Source organism: Fructobacillus papyriferae (assembly GCF_018437225.1).
Classification (GTDB): domain Bacteria; phylum Bacillota; class Bacilli; order Lactobacillales; family Lactobacillaceae; genus Fructobacillus; species Fructobacillus papyriferae.
In genome coordinates, this window is the sequence record NZ_JAAMFI010000002.1 from 66304 (window position 1) to 82184 (window position 15881).

The 15881-nt window shown below is 47.4% G+C and carries 20 protein-coding genes, 1 other RNA gene and 1 other annotated feature; all 21 genes read left to right on the top strand.

Annotated features, from left to right (window positions below):
• Nucleotides 1-19 precede the first annotated feature (19 nt).
• The 21 genes from rpoC to G6R27_RS04055 all read left to right on the top strand — a co-directional run bounded on the left by rpoC (nucleotide 20) and on the right by G6R27_RS04055 (nucleotide 15879).
• Nucleotides 20-3679, top strand: a complete 3660-nt coding sequence (rpoC, locus tag G6R27_RS03955; protein WP_213819783.1) for a DNA-directed RNA polymerase subunit beta' — start codon at nucleotides 20-22, stop codon at nucleotides 3677-3679.
• Between the two features lie 102 nt (nucleotides 3680-3781).
• The gene (locus tag G6R27_RS03960; RefSeq protein WP_213819784.1) at nucleotides 3782-4231 is read left to right on the top strand and encodes a hypothetical protein; all 450 of its coding nucleotides are present in this window, start codon (nucleotides 3782-3784) and stop codon (nucleotides 4229-4231) included.
• Nucleotides 4232-4444: 213 nt separating this feature from the next.
• On the top strand, nucleotides 4445-4864 hold the full coding sequence (locus G6R27_RS03965; RefSeq protein ID WP_213819785.1) for a Mini-ribonuclease 3: 420 nt from the start codon (nucleotides 4445-4447) through the stop codon (nucleotides 4862-4864).
• Nucleotides 4833-5600, top strand: a complete 768-nt coding sequence (gene rlmB, locus G6R27_RS03970; RefSeq protein WP_213819786.1) for a 23S rRNA (guanosine(2251)-2'-O)-methyltransferase RlmB — start codon at nucleotides 4833-4835, stop codon at nucleotides 5598-5600. The genes G6R27_RS03965 and rlmB overlap by 32 nt, the downstream gene beginning before the upstream one ends.
• A 40-nt stretch (nucleotides 5601-5640) precedes the next feature.
• Nucleotides 5641-6201 (top strand): hypothetical protein, encoded by a 561-nt coding sequence (locus G6R27_RS03975; RefSeq protein ID WP_213819787.1) that lies wholly within the window; start codon nucleotides 5641-5643, stop codon nucleotides 6199-6201.
• An 87-nt stretch (nucleotides 6202-6288) separates the two neighbouring features.
• Nucleotides 6289-6438, top strand: coding sequence for a 50S ribosomal protein L33 (gene rpmG, locus G6R27_RS03980; RefSeq protein ID WP_091503101.1), 150 nt, complete (start codon nucleotides 6289-6291; stop codon nucleotides 6436-6438).
• A 9-nt stretch (nucleotides 6439-6447) separates the two neighbouring features.
• Nucleotides 6448-6624: a preprotein translocase subunit SecE gene (gene secE / locus G6R27_RS03985; RefSeq protein WP_213819788.1), complete on the top strand. Its 177-nt coding sequence runs from the start codon at nucleotides 6448-6450 to the stop codon at nucleotides 6622-6624.
• A 103-nt stretch (nucleotides 6625-6727) separates the two neighbouring features.
• Nucleotides 6728-7297, top strand: coding sequence for a transcription termination/antitermination protein NusG (gene nusG / locus G6R27_RS03990; protein ID WP_213819789.1), 570 nt, complete (start codon nucleotides 6728-6730; stop codon nucleotides 7295-7297).
• Nucleotides 7298-7441: 144 nt separating this feature from the next.
• On the top strand, nucleotides 7442-7906 hold the full coding sequence (gene rplK / locus G6R27_RS03995; RefSeq protein ID WP_213819790.1) for a 50S ribosomal protein L11: 465 nt from the start codon (nucleotides 7442-7444) through the stop codon (nucleotides 7904-7906).
• Nucleotides 7906-8598: a 50S ribosomal protein L1 gene (rplA, locus tag G6R27_RS04000; protein ID WP_213819791.1), complete on the top strand. Its 693-nt coding sequence runs from the start codon at nucleotides 7906-7908 to the stop codon at nucleotides 8596-8598. Before rplK ends, rplA begins: the two co-directional genes overlap by 1 nt.
• 36 nt (nucleotides 8599-8634) lie before the next feature.
• Nucleotides 8635-8752: a sequence feature (ribosomal protein L10 leader region), on the top strand.
• 24 nt (nucleotides 8753-8776) lie between these two features.
• A complete protein-coding gene (rplJ, locus tag G6R27_RS04005; RefSeq protein WP_213819792.1) occupies nucleotides 8777-9298 on the top strand; it encodes a 50S ribosomal protein L10 in 522 nt (173 codons plus the stop codon).
• Nucleotides 9299-9348: 50 nt separating this feature from the next.
• Nucleotides 9349-9717: a 50S ribosomal protein L7/L12 gene (rplL, locus tag G6R27_RS04010; protein ID WP_213819793.1), complete on the top strand. Its 369-nt coding sequence runs from the start codon at nucleotides 9349-9351 to the stop codon at nucleotides 9715-9717.
• A 75-nt stretch (nucleotides 9718-9792) separates the two neighbouring features.
• Nucleotides 9793-10419: a class I SAM-dependent methyltransferase gene (locus tag G6R27_RS04015; RefSeq protein ID WP_213819794.1), complete on the top strand. Its 627-nt coding sequence runs from the start codon at nucleotides 9793-9795 to the stop codon at nucleotides 10417-10419.
• A 1-nt stretch (nucleotide 10420) separates the two neighbouring features.
• Nucleotides 10421-10972, top strand: a complete 552-nt coding sequence (locus tag G6R27_RS04020) for a nucleoside deaminase (protein WP_213819795.1) — start codon at nucleotides 10421-10423, stop codon at nucleotides 10970-10972.
• A 55-nt stretch (nucleotides 10973-11027) separates the two neighbouring features.
• An RNA gene (gene ffs / locus G6R27_RS04025) (signal recognition particle sRNA small type) lies at nucleotides 11028-11114 on the top strand.
• 42 nt (nucleotides 11115-11156) lie between these two features.
• Entirely contained in the window at nucleotides 11157-13055 is a 1899-nt protein-coding gene (gene dnaX, locus G6R27_RS04030) for a DNA polymerase III subunit gamma/tau (protein WP_213819796.1), read from the top strand.
• Nucleotides 13056-13064: 9 nt separating this feature from the next.
• Entirely contained in the window at nucleotides 13065-13670 is a 606-nt protein-coding gene (gene recR, locus G6R27_RS04035; RefSeq protein WP_213819797.1) for a recombination mediator RecR, read from the top strand.
• Complete coding sequence (locus G6R27_RS04040; RefSeq protein ID WP_213819798.1) at nucleotides 13670-13933, top strand: YaaL family protein; 264 nt, start codon at nucleotides 13670-13672, stop codon at nucleotides 13931-13933. Before recR ends, G6R27_RS04040 begins: the two co-directional genes overlap by 1 nt.
• A gap of 9 nt (nucleotides 13934-13942) precedes the next feature.
• Nucleotides 13943-14593, top strand: a complete 651-nt coding sequence (tmk, locus tag G6R27_RS04045) for a dTMP kinase (RefSeq protein ID WP_213819799.1) — start codon at nucleotides 13943-13945, stop codon at nucleotides 14591-14593.
• Nucleotides 14594-14596: 3 nt separating this feature from the next.
• Nucleotides 14597-14920, top strand: a complete 324-nt coding sequence (locus G6R27_RS04050) for a cyclic-di-AMP receptor (RefSeq protein ID WP_213819800.1) — start codon at nucleotides 14597-14599, stop codon at nucleotides 14918-14920.
• Between the two features lie 11 nt (nucleotides 14921-14931).
• Nucleotides 14932-15879, top strand: a complete 948-nt coding sequence (locus G6R27_RS04055; protein ID WP_213819801.1) for a DNA polymerase III subunit delta — start codon at nucleotides 14932-14934, stop codon at nucleotides 15877-15879.
• The last annotated feature ends 2 nt before the right edge of the window (nucleotides 15880-15881 follow it).

Sequence of the window (15881 nt, forward strand, 5' to 3'; positions counted from 1 at the left end):
TAGAAAGGTGACCGAATAGATGGCAATCGATGTTAATAAGTTCGAATCTATGCAAATCGGTCTTGCTTCTCCCGACCAAATCCATGACTGGTCTCATGGTGAGGTTAAGAAGCCAGAAACGATTAACTATCGAACGTTAAAGCCTGAAAAAGACGGCTTGTTTGATGAACGAATCTTTGGGCCAACCAAGGATTACGAGTGTGCCTGTGGAAAGTACAAGCGAATCCGGTATAAGGGAATCGTCTGTGACCGCTGTGGTGTTGAAGTCACGTCAGCGAAGGTCCGCCGTGAACGGATGGGTCACATTGAATTGGCCGCACCCGTGACACACATCTGGTACTTCAAGGGAATCCCATCACGGATGGGTCTTGTCTTGGACATGTCACCACGTTCTCTGGAAGAAGTCATTTACTTTGCTTCTTATGTCGTGGTTGATCCAGGTGATGCCCCTGTTGAAAAGAAGCGCCTTTTGACGGAACGCGAATACCGCGACCTGAAGAAGGAATACGGTGCGAACTTTAAGGCCGGGATGGGTGCCGAAGCCATTAAGGAATTGTTGGCTTCCGTTGATTTGGCAGCTGAAGCTGCTTCCTTGAAGGCCGAATTGCAAGAAGCAACGGGTCAAAAGCGTGTTCGTGCGGTCCGCCGCTTGGACATCATTGAGGCCTTCTTGCAATCTGACAACAAGCCGGAATGGATGGTCATGGATGTGATTCCTGTCATCCCACCTGACTTGCGTCCAATGGTTCAGTTGGAAGGTGGCCGTTTTGCTACTTCCGATTTGAACGACTTGTACCGTCGTGTGATTAACCGTAACAACCGTTTGAAGCGTTTGTTCGACTTGCACGCTCCTGGTATCATTGTTCAAAACGAAAAGCGGATGCTCCAAGAAGCCGTCGATGCGTTGATGGATAACGGTCGCCGTGGCCGTCCCGTGGCCGGTCCTGGTAACCGTCCATTGAAGTCCCTTTCACACATGTTGAAGGGAAAGCAAGGACGTTTCCGTCAAAACTTGCTTGGTAAGCGTGTCGACTACTCTGGTCGTTCCGTTATCGATGTTGGACCATTCTTGAAGATGAACCAAATGGGATTGCCACGTCCAATGGCCATCGAATTGTTCCGTCCGTTCATCATGAAGGAATTGACGGCCCGTGGTTTGGCTGGCAACGTTAAGTCTGCTAAGCGTAAGATTGACAAGGCCGACGAAGACGTCATGGACGTATTGGAAGACGTGATCAAGGAACACCCTGTTCTTTTGAACCGCGCACCTACCTTGCACCGTCTTGGAATTCAGGCCTTCGAACCCGTTTTGGTTTCAGGTAAGGCCATGCGTTTGCATCCATTGATCTGTGAGGCCTATAACGCCGATTTCGATGGTGATCAGATGGCCATTCACGTGCCTTTGTCTGACGAAGCACAGGCGGAAGCCCGTTTGCTGATGTTGGCCGCTGGCCACATTTTGGCACCTAAGGATGGAAAGCCAATCGTTGCCCCTTCTCAGGATATGGTGATCGGTAACTACTACTTGACCACTGAAGAAGCCGGCCGCGAAGGCGAAGGCATGATCTTCTCTTCTGTTGACGAAGCCCGTTTGGCCTTTGAAAACAAGTTGGTTCACTACCACACCCGTGTTGGTATTCAGACTTCTTCATTTGATGAAGCTAAGCCATTTACGGATGCGCAACGTGAAAAGATCATGGTTACTTCAGTTGGTAAGCTCTTCTTCAACGAAATCTTGCCAGTTGATTTCCCATACATCAATGAACCATCCGATGAAAACTTTGAAGGCATCTCTGATGACTTCTTCATGGACGCCGGTGAAAACATCCACGACTTCTTGGCCAAGCAAGATGTCATCAAGCCTTTCAAGAAGGGCTTCTTGTCAGACATCATCGCTGCGGTTTACAAGCAGTACAAGGTGACGGAAACGTCCCTTCTCTTGGACCGCATGAAGGATATCGGTTACGATATCTCAACCAAGTCTGGTTTGACGGTTGCCATGACGGACGTGACCGAATTGGCCGACAAGCCAATGATTTTGGAAAATGCCCACAAGGAAGTGTCAACGGTTACCAAGCAATTCCGTCGTGGTTTGATTACCGACGCCGAACGTTACCAGCGTGTCATCGATATCTGGTCAAAGGCTAAGGATGTTATCCAAGACGAATTGATCGAAACCTTCGACCTCCGAAACCCAATCTACATGATGCAGGATTCTGGAGCTCGTGGTAACATCTCGAACTTCGTTCAGTTGGCCGGAATGCGTGGTTTGATGGCTGGACCTGGCGGTAAGATTATCGAATTGCCAGTTACGTCGAACTTCCGTGACGGGTTGACGGTTATGGAAATGTTTATTTCAACCCACGGTGCCCGTAAGGGTATGTCCGATACGGCCTTGAAGACGGCCAACTCAGGTTACTTGACCCGTCGTTTGGTCGATGTTGCCCAAGACGTCATTGTGCGTGAATACGACAACGGTTCGGATCGTGGTGTGAAGGTGACGGCGATTACGGATGGTTCGTCAATTGTCGAACCATTGGTCGATCGTATCCTTGGTCGTTACGCCATGAAGACGGTCTTTGATCCAGAAACTGGCGAAAAGATTGTTGCTCGTAACGAAATGATTGATGAAGCCGCTGCTAAGAAGATCGACGCTGCTGGTATTGAAGAAGTGACGATTCGCTCTGTCTTCACGTCAACGACGGAACACGGTGTTTCTGTTCTCGATTACGGTCGTAACTTGGCGACCGGTGAAGAAGTTGAAGTCGGTGAAGCTGTTGGTACGGTTGCTGCCCAGTCAATCGGTGAACCGGGTACTCAGTTGACCATGCGTAACTTCCACACGGGTGGTGTTGCCGGTGGAAACGATATCACGCAAGGTTTGCCTCGTGTGCAAGAAATTGTGGAAGCACGTATCCCGAAGGGTCGCGCTGAAATTTCTGAAGTCACGGGTAAGATTGCGTCAATTGAAGAAAACCCAGCCGAACGGACGAAGGACGTCACAATTGAAGGTGAGACCGATACTCGGACTTACACTTTGCCATTGACGGCTCGCATGCGCTTTGGGGAAGGAGACTTCATCGAGCGTGGACAAGCCATCAATGAAGGACCAATTGATCCGAAGGAATTGTTGGCTGTTACCGACACGTTGACGACGGAATCATACATGCTTTCTGAAATCCAGAAGGTTTACCGTTTGCAGGGTATCGAAGTGTCTGATAAGCACATCGAAGTAATGATTCGTCAGATGCTTCGTAAGGTGCGCGTCATGGATCCAGGTCAGACTGACTTGCTTCCAGGAACGCTTCTTGATATCGCTGACTTTAAGCGGGCTAACGAACCAGCACTCTTTGCTGGTAAGGTACCTGCCACAGCCCGCCCAGTTCTTCTTGGAATTACGAAGGCTGCTTTGGAGACGAACTCCTTCTTGTCAGCCGCTTCCTTCCAAGAAACGACGCGTGTCTTGACGGACGCTGCCATCCGTGGAAAGAACGATCCACTTGTTGGATTGAAGGAAAATGTTATCATTGGTAAGATTATTCCTGCCGGAACGGGTATGACGGAATACCGCAAGATTAAGCCGGAAGTTGTTGGGGAAGTCGTGGCACAGCCCGACCAACCAACAGAAGAAATTCAATCATTAGACGACGTTGCCCAAAAGATGGATAGCGAAGACTAATGGAACAAGAAAGCCAGTTTGTGACGCATATCGTGTTGCAGACTGGCTTTTATATTGGGCTAAAATGGGGTAGACTAGAGGTAGTATTTGAAGGAGGCCTTTATGGCACAAGTAAAAATTGACTGGGTCGATTGGGTAAAAAAGAGTTCAAAAAAGCAACTCTGGGCGTTGGCTCTCGGACCAGCTGTCCTGATTCTTATTTTGTTTTTCTGGCGTGTTTTTTCAGGTAACTCGCAGTACGACGCTAATTGGTTTGCTTATGCGCTGTCGATTTATTACGCCTTGGCCTTTAGCCCAGCTGGTGAACAAATTCAATACCGGCTCTTCCCTAAGGCGATTCCGCATAACCAATATCAAGTGACTTCTTGGACACAGTGGGCGCAAGCCTTGATGAGTGCAGTTGTCCTCTTGATCTTGGCTTTGCTCTTCTTTCCGCCAAAAAATCAAAGTGAAATTGCGGTACACGTGATTGCATCCGTCGTTTTGGGCTTTGTCGCCATGTGGGCTTGGCGTTGGTATAAGGGAATCAGGTCCCAAAAAGCAACTAAATAATCACAATTAAAAGGCCCGGTCTGGCGCGTTTTTCAGGCATGGGTTCTTTTTATGTCAGCGCACATGTCGGCATTTTGATAGACGATACCAATAAGGAAGTCTTGCAACAGTTAGCTGGGTCAAAATTGACCGCCATTCGGCAGCTTTCATCCAATTATTCCAAATCGGAATTATACTGAAGCTGTTCGAACGGGTAATCAGAACGGAAAAAACATGGAAAAACTCGATTACGAACAAATGAACGGGCTGTCTCTTGCCTATATAGGCGATGCCATCTACGAAATTAAAGTTCGCACGCACCTCGTGAAGACTGGGTTGACCAAAGTCAACGATCTTCAGAAAAAATCGCGTCATTACGTGTCGGCCAAAGCACATGCGGCTCTTTTTGCCATCATGCAGGAAGCCGATTACTTGACTGAAGAGGAGCTACACTATTTTAAACGTGGGCGCAATGCGAAGTCCTATACGAAGGCCAAAAACACGAACGTGGTGGCCTATCGTATCTCCACTGGCGTTGAGGCCATGGTTGGCTATCTTTATTTATCCGGACAGGAAAAGCGACTGGATCAGATGATGGACTGGATTTATCAGCAGGTGGAAGATGGGAGAACAGACGATGCCAAAGCAAAGTGAACAAGCCTTTATCTATGGTCACCACGCCGTAATTGAAGCCTTGAAAGGCGGCCAGAGCCTGAATAAACTCTGGATTCAAACTGGGTTAAACCCGCGGATGGCTCAAGAAGCAACCAAACTGGCCAAAGAACGTGGCTTAGTCATTACGCAGGGACCTAAAGGAAAATTAGATGAACTGGCGGATCGGGGAAATCATCAAGGACTGGTGCTTTCGGTTGCCGCTTACGATTACGCTGATTTGGATGACCTGTTCAACAAAGCCAAGGAAGCAGGGGAAGAACCCTTTTTCCTGATTCTTGACGAAATTGAAGATCCGCATAATTTGGGTTCGATCATGCGAACAGCTGATGCAGCGGGTGTACACGGAATTATCATTCCGAAACGTCGTTCCGTTCAGTTAACCGGTACGGTCGCCAAAGCATCAACTGGAGCCATTGAGCATGTGCCGGTCTGCCGGGTGACTAATTTAGTCCAGACAGTCAAAACATTGAAAGAACGTGGGCTTTGGGTCTTTGGAACGGATATGAACGGGCAAGACTATCGTACTTGGGACGCCAAAGGGGCAACGGCTCTGATTATTGGAAACGAAGGAAAGGGCATTTCACCACTTTTGAAAAAGCAAGTGGATGCGATGTTGACCATTCCAATGATCGGCCATGTCCAGTCACTGAACGCTTCTGTTGCCGCATCGCTTCTTATCTATCAAGCCTTTGGCACGAGACACCCTAAAAACTAGGTAGGTCTTTTTCTGGCCTACCGAAATTCGGGAGGTTGCAATGAGAAAAGACGCATTAATGCCAGCAGTACGTGCGGCAAAGCAGGGGCACGAATGTGCTTACCATTACCTGAAAAGGGAAACGCGGGGTTTAGTCAAACGTGTTTATGACGATCATCTGTCAGGACGGGCTCGTTTTGATGATTGGGAATCCGAAGCGCTGATTGTGCTAATTAATTCGGTGCGCTGCTTTGTCTTACTTGAACAAAGGGCTCGTTTTTCCACTTATTATATGCAAGCCTTGATTAATAAAGCGACTGACCTGAAGCGCCGGGCCTTGTCTAAAAAAGAACAGTTTAATAGTCAGCTTCTGCCTTATGAACTTTTAACATGTGAAGTGGAATCGAAAGCTGATTTGGATAATCCAGAAGAACTTTTAATTGCAAAAGAAGCGTTGCGCTCGATTCATATTCGAAAAAATACGCGGTATGCCAAAGGAATTTTGACGCTAGTTGGGGTCAAGCCGTTGAGCCGTTGCTTGAAAAAACAAGATAAACGACAACTCGAACAGGTGCAGTACCGGTTCAAAAAACTCTTGCAGGACGCATTAGATTACGATTAGTGGCTCTTTTCTAATGCCACTTTGGGGACCGGGTTTCTTGTCCTTCCACTCAAATCGTGCTATGATAGCAGGAAGTGAGGATACATTATGCCGAGTCAAAAAGCATCATTAGCCTGTGACGTTTGTGGTTCAAGAAACTATACCGTGACCCTGTCAAAGGGACGCACAGAACGTCTAGGCGTTAAAAAATTCTGTCCGCACTGCGGAAAACACACCTTCCATCGGGAAACTAAGTGAGGTCTTTTCATGATTACTTATTTTAAAAATGTCGCTTTGGAAATGAAAAAAGTGACCTGGTTATCTTGGGCGCAGACTAATCGTGAGACGATCGCGGTGATTGCGATGTCAGTTGTCTTTGCCATTGTTATTGGCGCCTTTGACTGGGTCTTAAAGCAAGGTGTGAATTTCTTGGTGGCACACTAAGAAAAGCTGTAGTATACTAAAAGCAGCGAAAAAGGAGTCGAACGACTCTTTTTTATTTACCAAAAAATTAAAGGAGGGCGAGCAAGCAAGCGCTCGCAGGAATATGACCGATTCAATCGAAAAAGCATGGTTTGTCGTGCACACTTACTCAGGATACGAACACAAGGTTCAAACGAACTTGGAATCCCGGACGCAAACGATGGGGATGGCGGACCAGATCTTCCGCGTGTTGGTGCCCGAACAAGAAGTGTCAACGGTCCAAGATGGTGAAGTGAAGACGTCGATTGAAAACGATTTCCCAGGTTATGTCCTGGTCGAAATGGCCACCCCGCAAGACGGTAACATGACCGACGAAGCCTGGTATGTGGTTCGTAACACGCCAGGTGTGACCGGCTTCCTTGGTTCTCACGGTGCTGGTTCAAAGCCAAATTCGCTCTTGCCTGAAGAAGTGGACTTGCTCATGAAGCGCATGGGCATGACGGGTGAAAAGGTCGTTGACTTGGACGTTGAAGTTGGGCAAACGATCAAGATTGTCGCTGGTCCATTTAACGGTATGGAAGGGATCATTCGTTCCATCGATCCTGAAAAGCAGGAAGTGGAAGCAACGGTCGAAGTCTTTGGCCGCGAAACACCAACGGAACTTGGCTTCAACGATATCGATACCAACATCTAATGAAAGATCAAGCTGCGGCGAACGATCTTTAAAAGCTCCCTTTACGAAGGGGGCTTTTTTTGTTATGATAATAGGGCATGTCAAAGACATGTGTGGAAGTAGCACTGAAGCTACGCGATACCACAACACGAGGAGGAAAATATCGTGGCTAAAAAAGTTATCAATGTTGTGAAACTGCAAATTGCCGCTGCTAAAGCAACGCCAGCTCCACCAGTTGGACCTGCTTTGGGACAAGCCGGTATTAACATTGCACAGTTTACTAAGGAATTCAACGCACGGACTGCGGACCAAGTTGGTTCAACGATCCCTGTTGAAATCTCTGTTTTCGACGATCGTTCATTCGAATTCGTAACGAAGACGCCACCAGCAGCTGACCAATTGCGTAAGCTTGTTGGTAAGGGTTCTGGTGAACCTAACAAGACCAAGGTCGGAAACGTTACTCTTGACCAAATTCGTGCCATTGCGGAAAACAAGATGGCCGATTTGAACGCCAACGACGTCACTGCCGCCATGAAGATGATCGAAGGAACTGCCCGTTCAATGGGTGTTACGGTCGATGGTGTGGACTTGACTGTTGAAGGTACAGCAATCAAGGAGGACGCAGAATAATGACTACTAAGCACGGAAAGAAGTATTTAGAAGCCCAAGCCAAGGTTGAAGCCGAAAAGGCTTACAACTTGACGGAAGGTGTTTCCTTGTTGAAGGAAGTTTCATACGCCAACTTTGACGCGTCAGTTGAATTGACTTTCAAGTTGAACGTTGATACGCGTCAAGCTGACCAACAATTGCGTGGTGCCGTTGTTTTGCCTAACGGTTCTGGTAAGGACAAGAAGGTTGTTGTCTTTGCACAAGGCGACAAGGCGAAGGAAGCGGAAGCTGCCGGTGCTGACTTTGTTGGCGCTGCTGACTTGGTTCAAAAGATCCAAGACGGTTGGTTGGACTTTGATGTTGCCATTGCAACGCCTGACATGATGGCTCAAGTTGGACGTGTTGGTCGTGCCTTGGGTCCTAAGGGCTTGATGCCAAACCCTAAGACCGGAACGGTGACGATGGACGTCTCAAAGGCCGTTTCTGATGCCAAGGGTGGTCAAGTGACCTACCGTACTGATCGTGACGGAAACGTGGCGGTTACTGTTGGCCGTGTCTCATTTGATGAGGCTAAGTTGGCAGAAAACATCAAGGCAATCGCTGCTGTTATCTTGAAGGCTCGTCCAGCCGCTGTTAAGGGAACTTATGTTTCAAACGTGGCCTTGGCTTCAACGATGTCACCAGCCGTTACCTTGAATGTCTCATCTCTTTAATTGACAGCCGTCAGTTAAGCTGATAGACTAAACAAGTAAATGAAATCAATTTTGCCTAAGACTCAGGTGGTGCTTGCACCTTAATCTCCTGCCGAGGAAGTTATGAAACTAACTACCCGTCTGTCTTTTGGCAGGCGGGTTTCTTTTGCAAAAAAATCTTGAGGAAGGAGAATTTCACATGAGTGAACAAGCTATTGCTGTAAAGGCGCAAAAAGTTGCTGAAGTTGCTGATCAGTTCAAAAACTCCACTTCTGCCGTTGTTGTTAACCCTCGTGGTTTGACGGTTGCAGAATCAACTGACTTGCGTCACCAATTACGTCAAGAAGGTGTCGTATTGGAAGTTATCAAGAACAAGGTTCTTGTCCGTGCTACCAAGGATGCTGGCTTTGAAGAATTGAACGAATTGTTTGCTGGTCCTACTGCTGTTGCCTTCTCTGAAGACGATGCCGTTGCCCCAGCCCGCATTTTGAAGAAGTATGCTGACGAAAACGAAAAGCTCGTTTTGAAGGGTGGTGTGATTGATGGTTCAATCGTATCCCTTGATGATCTTTACAAGTATGCTTCATTGCCTTCACGCGAAGGTTTGCTTGGTCAATTGATGGCCGAGTTCCAGTTCCCAATCCGGAGCTTTGCTTATGCTGTTAAGGCATTGCAAGAAAAGAAGGAAGCAGAAGGCGAAACTGCCGAAGCTGCCGAATAAGTTTGACTTATACTTATTACGAAACATTTATAAATTGGAGGAAATTAATCATGGCTTTTGATAAAGACGCGATTATCGCATCATTGAAGGATGCAACGATTTTGGACTTGGCTGACTTGGTTTCAGCTATCGAAGAAGAATTTGACGTTTCAGCTGCTGCTCCAGTAGCCGCTGCTGGTGCTGACGGTGCTGCTGGTGCCGCTGCTAAGTCAGACTTCGACGTTGAATTGACTTCTGCAGGTACTGCAAAGGTTAAGGTTATCAAGGCAGTTCGTGAAGCAACTGGTCTTGGTTTGAAGGAAGCAAAGGACTTGGTTGACAACGCACCTTCTGTCATCAAGGAAGCTGTTCCTGAAGCAGATGCCAACGCAATGAAGGAAGCTTTGGAAGAAACTGGTGCCTCAGTTACTTTGAAGTAATTCATTCAAAAAAGAGGAGCACATCGTGCTCTTTTTTTGTACATAAATATGACGTTGTATATGAAGGAGAAGAAGATGACTGAGAAAACAGGCGGACAACAGTATTTTACTGCTGACCCAACGGCCGAACATGACTATCAACAGTTTGATTTTGAATTGTTAGGTCAAAGGCTGCATTTTCAAACGGATGCTGGGGTCTTTTCGAAGAAAACGATCGATTTTGGAACCCGGGTGATGCTTTCAGCTGCTGCTGAACAGGAGTATGTCGCTGGTAAAATTTTGGATCTGGGCTGTGGCTATGGACCAGTCGGTAACGCCGTGGCGAAGGCATGGGGACGGGAAGTCGACATGGTCGACGTGAACGACCGGGCCCTTGAACTAGCGAAGGGAAACTGTGACCGGAATGGCGTCGCTTCCCTGACCCATGTCTTTCAATCCTCCATTTACGACAATGTTGTGGATAGGTACGCCTTAATTCTGGTTAATCCCCCGATCCGGGCCGGAAAAAAAGTCGTGACGGCGATGCTTCAAGAAGCGACCAAGCATTTAGTTGCTGGCGGGGCTATCGTGGCTGTCTTGCAAAAAAAGCAGGGGGCGCCATCTGCTCAAAAGAACCTGGAAGCCGTCTTCGACGATGTATCGGTGATTGGTAAGAAAAAGGGCTATTTTGTCTTGATGGCCAAGCACCCGAAGGAGGGCTAAGATGGCGGTCATTCCAAGCTTATCATCCAAGCAAGTGAAAACCTTTATGGAAGCGGCTGTAAAAGAGGCTGAAGCAGCCGGTAAGCGCGGAGAAGTACCGATTGGGGCCGTTATTGTGAAGGATGGCCAAATCATTGCTTCTGCTGGTAACCGTCGAGAAGAGGATCAAAAAACGGATGCCCATGCTGAGATGCACGCGATTTTAAAAGCCAATGAGATAATGGGGAGTTGGCGTTTGGAAGAAACGGCGCTTTTTGTGACTTTAGAACCCTGTCTCATGTGTGCTGGAGCCATTTTGAACGCTCGCATTCCCTTGGTTTACTTCGGTGCCCAAGATAAGAAGGCGGGAGCCGTGACCTCCCTTTACTCCGTCTTTGATGATGACCGGTTGAATCACCAGGTTAAAGTAGTACCGGGTGTGTTGAAGGAGGAATCGGCCGCTTTATTAAAGACCTTTTTTCAAGGTCTACGAGCCAAGCAAAAAGCAGCCAAGAAGGCCTTAAAGGAGTCAGCGGCAAGGGGCTTCGAAAAGGGAGCACAAGCTGAAAAATAGTCGTGTCAAATTTCTGTGATTTGTTTGCGCCCCTTCCTTATTTTCGATATAATAAAGGAGCAGGCAAGGGTTTTCTTTCGAACCGAGTCAGGACAGAGATGTAGCAGCTCTAAGATTGCTTGACCTTGTGCTTGTGTACATAGCAAAACCGCCTAAAGGCGGCTTTTTTTGTAAGGGAGAAACGATGGCGTATCAAGCACTGTACCGGGTTTACCGGCCAAAGACTTTTTCTGAGATGGTTGGCCAAGAGGTCATTACCAAGACCCTACAAAACGCCATCGATAAAAAGCAAACGGGACACGCTTACCTTTTTGCTGGACCACGCGGAACGGGAAAGACCTCGGCGGCTAAGATTTTTGCTCGCGAAGTTAATGGGATTAGTGCCGATCAGGCTGGTAAATCCCAACCCGACATTATTGAAATTGATGCCGCATCGAACAACGGCGTCGATGAAATTCGCTCAATCCGCGATTCGGCCAATTATGCGCCGATAAAAGCCCCTTACAAAATTTACATTATTGATGAAGCGCATATGTTATCAACCGGGGCTTTCAACGCTTTATTGAAAACGTTGGAAGAGCCACCCGCACAGGTGAAGTTCATCTTGGCCACCACCGAAATTCAAAAGATGCCGGCGACGATTCTTTCCCGTACGCAGCGCTTCGAATTTAAACGCTTGTCCAACCAAACGATTAAGAAGCGGTTGGAAGAAATCTTACAAGAAGAAAAGCAAGCCTATGAAGAAGCGGCTTTGGATATCGTTGCGACAGCTGCCGAAGGTGGGATGCGTGATGCATTGTCCATTATGGATCAAGTGATTGCCTTTGGTCCTGACAAAGTGACGGTTCAAAATGCTTTGACCGTCACGGGATCCGTTGATATTGATCAGGTCCTATCGTATTTGCAGCAGGTTCTTTCTGGCGATACGGCCGCTGCCATGGAAACGTTGTCAGAGATTTTACTTTCTGGAAAAGATGCTAACCGCTTTTTGTCTGATTTAATCGCGACCCTACGCGATGTCATGTTAGTTGATTTGGCGCCAGACTTGGTTAAGGCGAAATCGAAAGAAAGTGAATTGAAAGCTTTTTTGGCTGAAAGTTCGCAAGCACAAATCCAAGAGATGCTACAGGTTATCGATCAAATCAAGACAGCGCTGACGCAATCCTTGCAGTCGGACATCTACCTGGAAATCTTGACGGTTCAGTTGGCACAGAAAAAAAAGATAGAAAACAAGGTGCCGGCATCCAATTCAAAGGAAGTGTTCGCTCAAGAACCTGAAGCAAGTGCAAAGCCAACAATTGAAAAAAAGCAGGCGGCAGAAGAAACGCTGCGTGAACAAGCACCGAACAAAGAAACACTGGGCGATCAAGTACCGGTCGAAAAAGCACCGGCTGAAAAAGCAGCAGTTGCTGAAGCACATGAAAATCATGATCAGGCAACTGGCCAACCAGGGGTCGCACAAGAATCAAAAGAATTGGTGCACGAACAGCCGGCTCAACATATCAAAGTTGCTTCTCCAAAAGAAAAAGAAGCGCCAACAATGGCCGACTGGCAGCTCTACCTCTATACGGGCAATGAGCCGGTGCAAGCTGTTTTGGCTCAGGCTAAGCGCGATCAATTGAACAAGATTCAGTCGGAATGGCCAGGACTGGTTGCTGAAATGCCAGTAAAAGACCAGGCGATTCTTCAAACAGCTGAGCCGGTCGCCGCTTCACTGGAAGCCACGGTGCTTTCGTTTGATTATCCAGCTTTACAAGATAAAGCCGAAAAGGATAACCACTTACAAGAACAACTAGCCAAGGCGTTGGACACACTTCATTTGCCAAAAACGTTGGTGCTTCGAAGCCAAGATCAGTGGAAGAACGATCGTGCGGATTACGTTAAAGCATTGAAGGCGGGCCAAACGGTCAAGATCGCCTTATCGGATCTGACACCAACAATTGTTGCCAAAAACACCGCTGAACCAGCCGCTGACTCTAAAAAAAAGATAACGAACGAAAAAGCTGCTACTGACGATATCGTCGCTGCAGCACAAGCACTCTTCGGTGATGAACTTGTCCAAGTCGAAGAGGACCATTCATAAGGAAGTATGATGCAATATCCTGAACCGATTGCTAAATTAATTGATTCCTATTCCAAATTACCGGGAATTGGTGCGAAGACCGCGTCAAGACTGGCTTTTTACACGCTATCTATGGACCAAGAAGACGTGCAAAATTTCTCTAAGGCTCTCTCTTCAGCTAAAGAGTCGATTACTTTTTGTGAGATTTGCGGTAACATTACCAGTAGGGACGAAAATCCATGTAGTATCTGCACGGATCCGTCGCGTGATCGATCTACGGTGCTGGTGCTACAGAACCCAAAAGATGTCATGGCCATGGAACAGACTCAGGAGTACCACGGACTATATCACGTCTTAAACGGCGTCATCTCTCCTGCTGCTGGAACCGGTCCGGAAGATATCAACTTACCATCCTTAATTCGGCGTTTGTCAAAAGACGACGAGATTAAAGAAGTCATCGTTGGTACGAATGCCAATACAGATGGTGAAGCAACAGCCATGTACATTGCCCGATTGGTTAAGCCAGCCAATATCAAAGTGACTCGATTAGCTTCTGGCTTGGCCGTTGGCTCCGATATCGATTATGCCGACCAACTCACGTTGATTAAATCTATCGAAGGTAGGAATGAACTGTGATGTTTAAGAAAAAAGCAGGTAAACACCGCAATCTGAAGGCGGAATACGATCAGATTCTCTTAGATGAAGTTGATCATGCCAGACAAGATTACCATCAAGCCCAAGACTCTGAGACCGCATTAGTGGATGCTCGTGTAAACGGCCATATGGTGCAAGCCCAAACGGCTTTGAAGAAAGCCCGGTTTACGTACCTATATAAAGAAGCTAAGCGCCGTAAAACGGTGGCCAAAAGCTTACGCGTTTATGGTTCCAACGACGACTAAGGGGTTTGTATGACAAAAGCCAACTTTATTTCATTTGAGGGCCCGGAAGGGGCAGGCAAAACGACCGTGATTCAGTCGGTTTTACCAGAAATCGAAAAATTAACCCAAAAACCGGTCTTATTGACTCGAGAACCAGGTGGAAATGCGATGGCCGAAGCCATTCGCAACCTGTTAAAAGTACAGACCGAGCCGGCAATTGATTCTTGGACAGAAGTTTTTCTCCTGGCGGCCTCACGACGGGAGCACGTTATCCAGACAATTTTGCCAGCCCTGAAAGCCGGGCATGTTGTGGTTTCGGATCGCTACTTAGATTCTTCTTTGGCCTATCAGGGCGGCGGTCGCGGATTGGGCTTAGAAAAAGTCCAAAAAATCAACGATTTTGCGATCATGGATCCGAAAACCGGCCAAGCGGTGATGCCTGAACTAACCATCTATTTAGACCTGCCAGTGGCAGAAGGGCTGGAACGAATTTTTAAAAATCGGACCGATAAGATTGACCGACTCGACCAAGAAAGTCTGGCTTTTCATGAAAAGGTTCGGCAAAGCTACCTGGCTTTAGCTGAAGATAATCCAAAGCGAATCAAACGCGTTGATGCAACACAGTCCAAAGAAAAGGTACTAGAAGACGTTAAAGCCATTATTGCAAAAAATTGGAGGTAAACCATGAAATTAATCAATGCCATTGTGCAAGATAAGGATGCCACGAAGTTGGCCAACGCCCTGGTCAAGGAAAAGATTCAAGCAACACGTCTGTCAACGTCTGGCGGGTTCTTGCGATCCGGAAACACGACTTTTTTGGTGGCCATCGATGATGAGCGCGTCGAAGAGGTGTTAGATATTATCAAAGAAGTCTCTCAGAAGCGTAAGCAGTTCATGGTGCCACCGATGGGTGTTGAAGGGGAACGGGCTGCTGCCTTTCCAGTGGAAATCGAGGTTGGCGGTGCCACTGTCTTCACGCAAACCATCGATGACTTTTACCAGTTTTAATGGTTGCCTCGATGAAAAAAAACGGGGGCAACAAGTTGGAAGAGTCGGCCGTTTTTACGATGGCCGATTTTTTAAAACGTGCAGAAGCGGCTTATCCAGATAATTGGGCGCAGTTCCAACAGGCAGTAAAAGAAGATCGTCGCTCCCACCTATATTTGCTTTCTGGGCTGGGACAAGAAGAAAAACTCGCCTTAAGCTTAGCTTTTGCTAGCCAGGTGTTAGGGGATGACGAAACGACAGAAGAACGAATTGGGCAATTCGATCATCCGGACTTAGTGACGGTCTTGCCTGAAAAGAAAGGCGCATCGATTAAGATCGCACAGATTCGAGCAATCGTACCTGAACTGACGACGACCGCACTCGAGGCGCCCGTTAAGGTCTTTATCATCGATCGGGCGGAGACGCTGACGACAGCCGCGGCTAACTCCTTGCTGAAGTTTATCGAAGAGCCCGCCGGCCCGCAGTTAATTCTTTTGCTTGCAGAAAAAAGCGAGGAGGTCTTGCCAACCATTGTCTCCCGTGCCCAAGTTGTCCATTTAAAGCCAAGTGCAGAAGTGGCCGAGAAGGCAAAAGAGGGGCTGGCTAGCTTTGAACGGGAGGTTCAACCCGCGGTCTTTAAGTGGTTTGAAAAAGTGGTTAGTCGAGACGTCTCGTCCATGGCCTATCTTCAGACGACATTGATCAAGAACGTGTCGGAAAAAGAGCAAGAAGAAACTGTCCTGCTCTGGTTGCAACAGCTTGCACGAGATGTCTTTATGCAAAAGACAGTTTCAAACCCAACCCTCTACTTCCCGCAATTAACAGGCTTTTATCAACAAGCAGCCAAGCATTATAGCAGCCAACAGCTGCAGGCTTTAGTGGAAGAATTTTTAAGCGTTGACAAACTAAAGAAGGTTCAACTGGCCTTCCAATCAAAGTTAGAAAAACTGGCGCTTGAAAGCGCCATTTTATTGGGATAAGC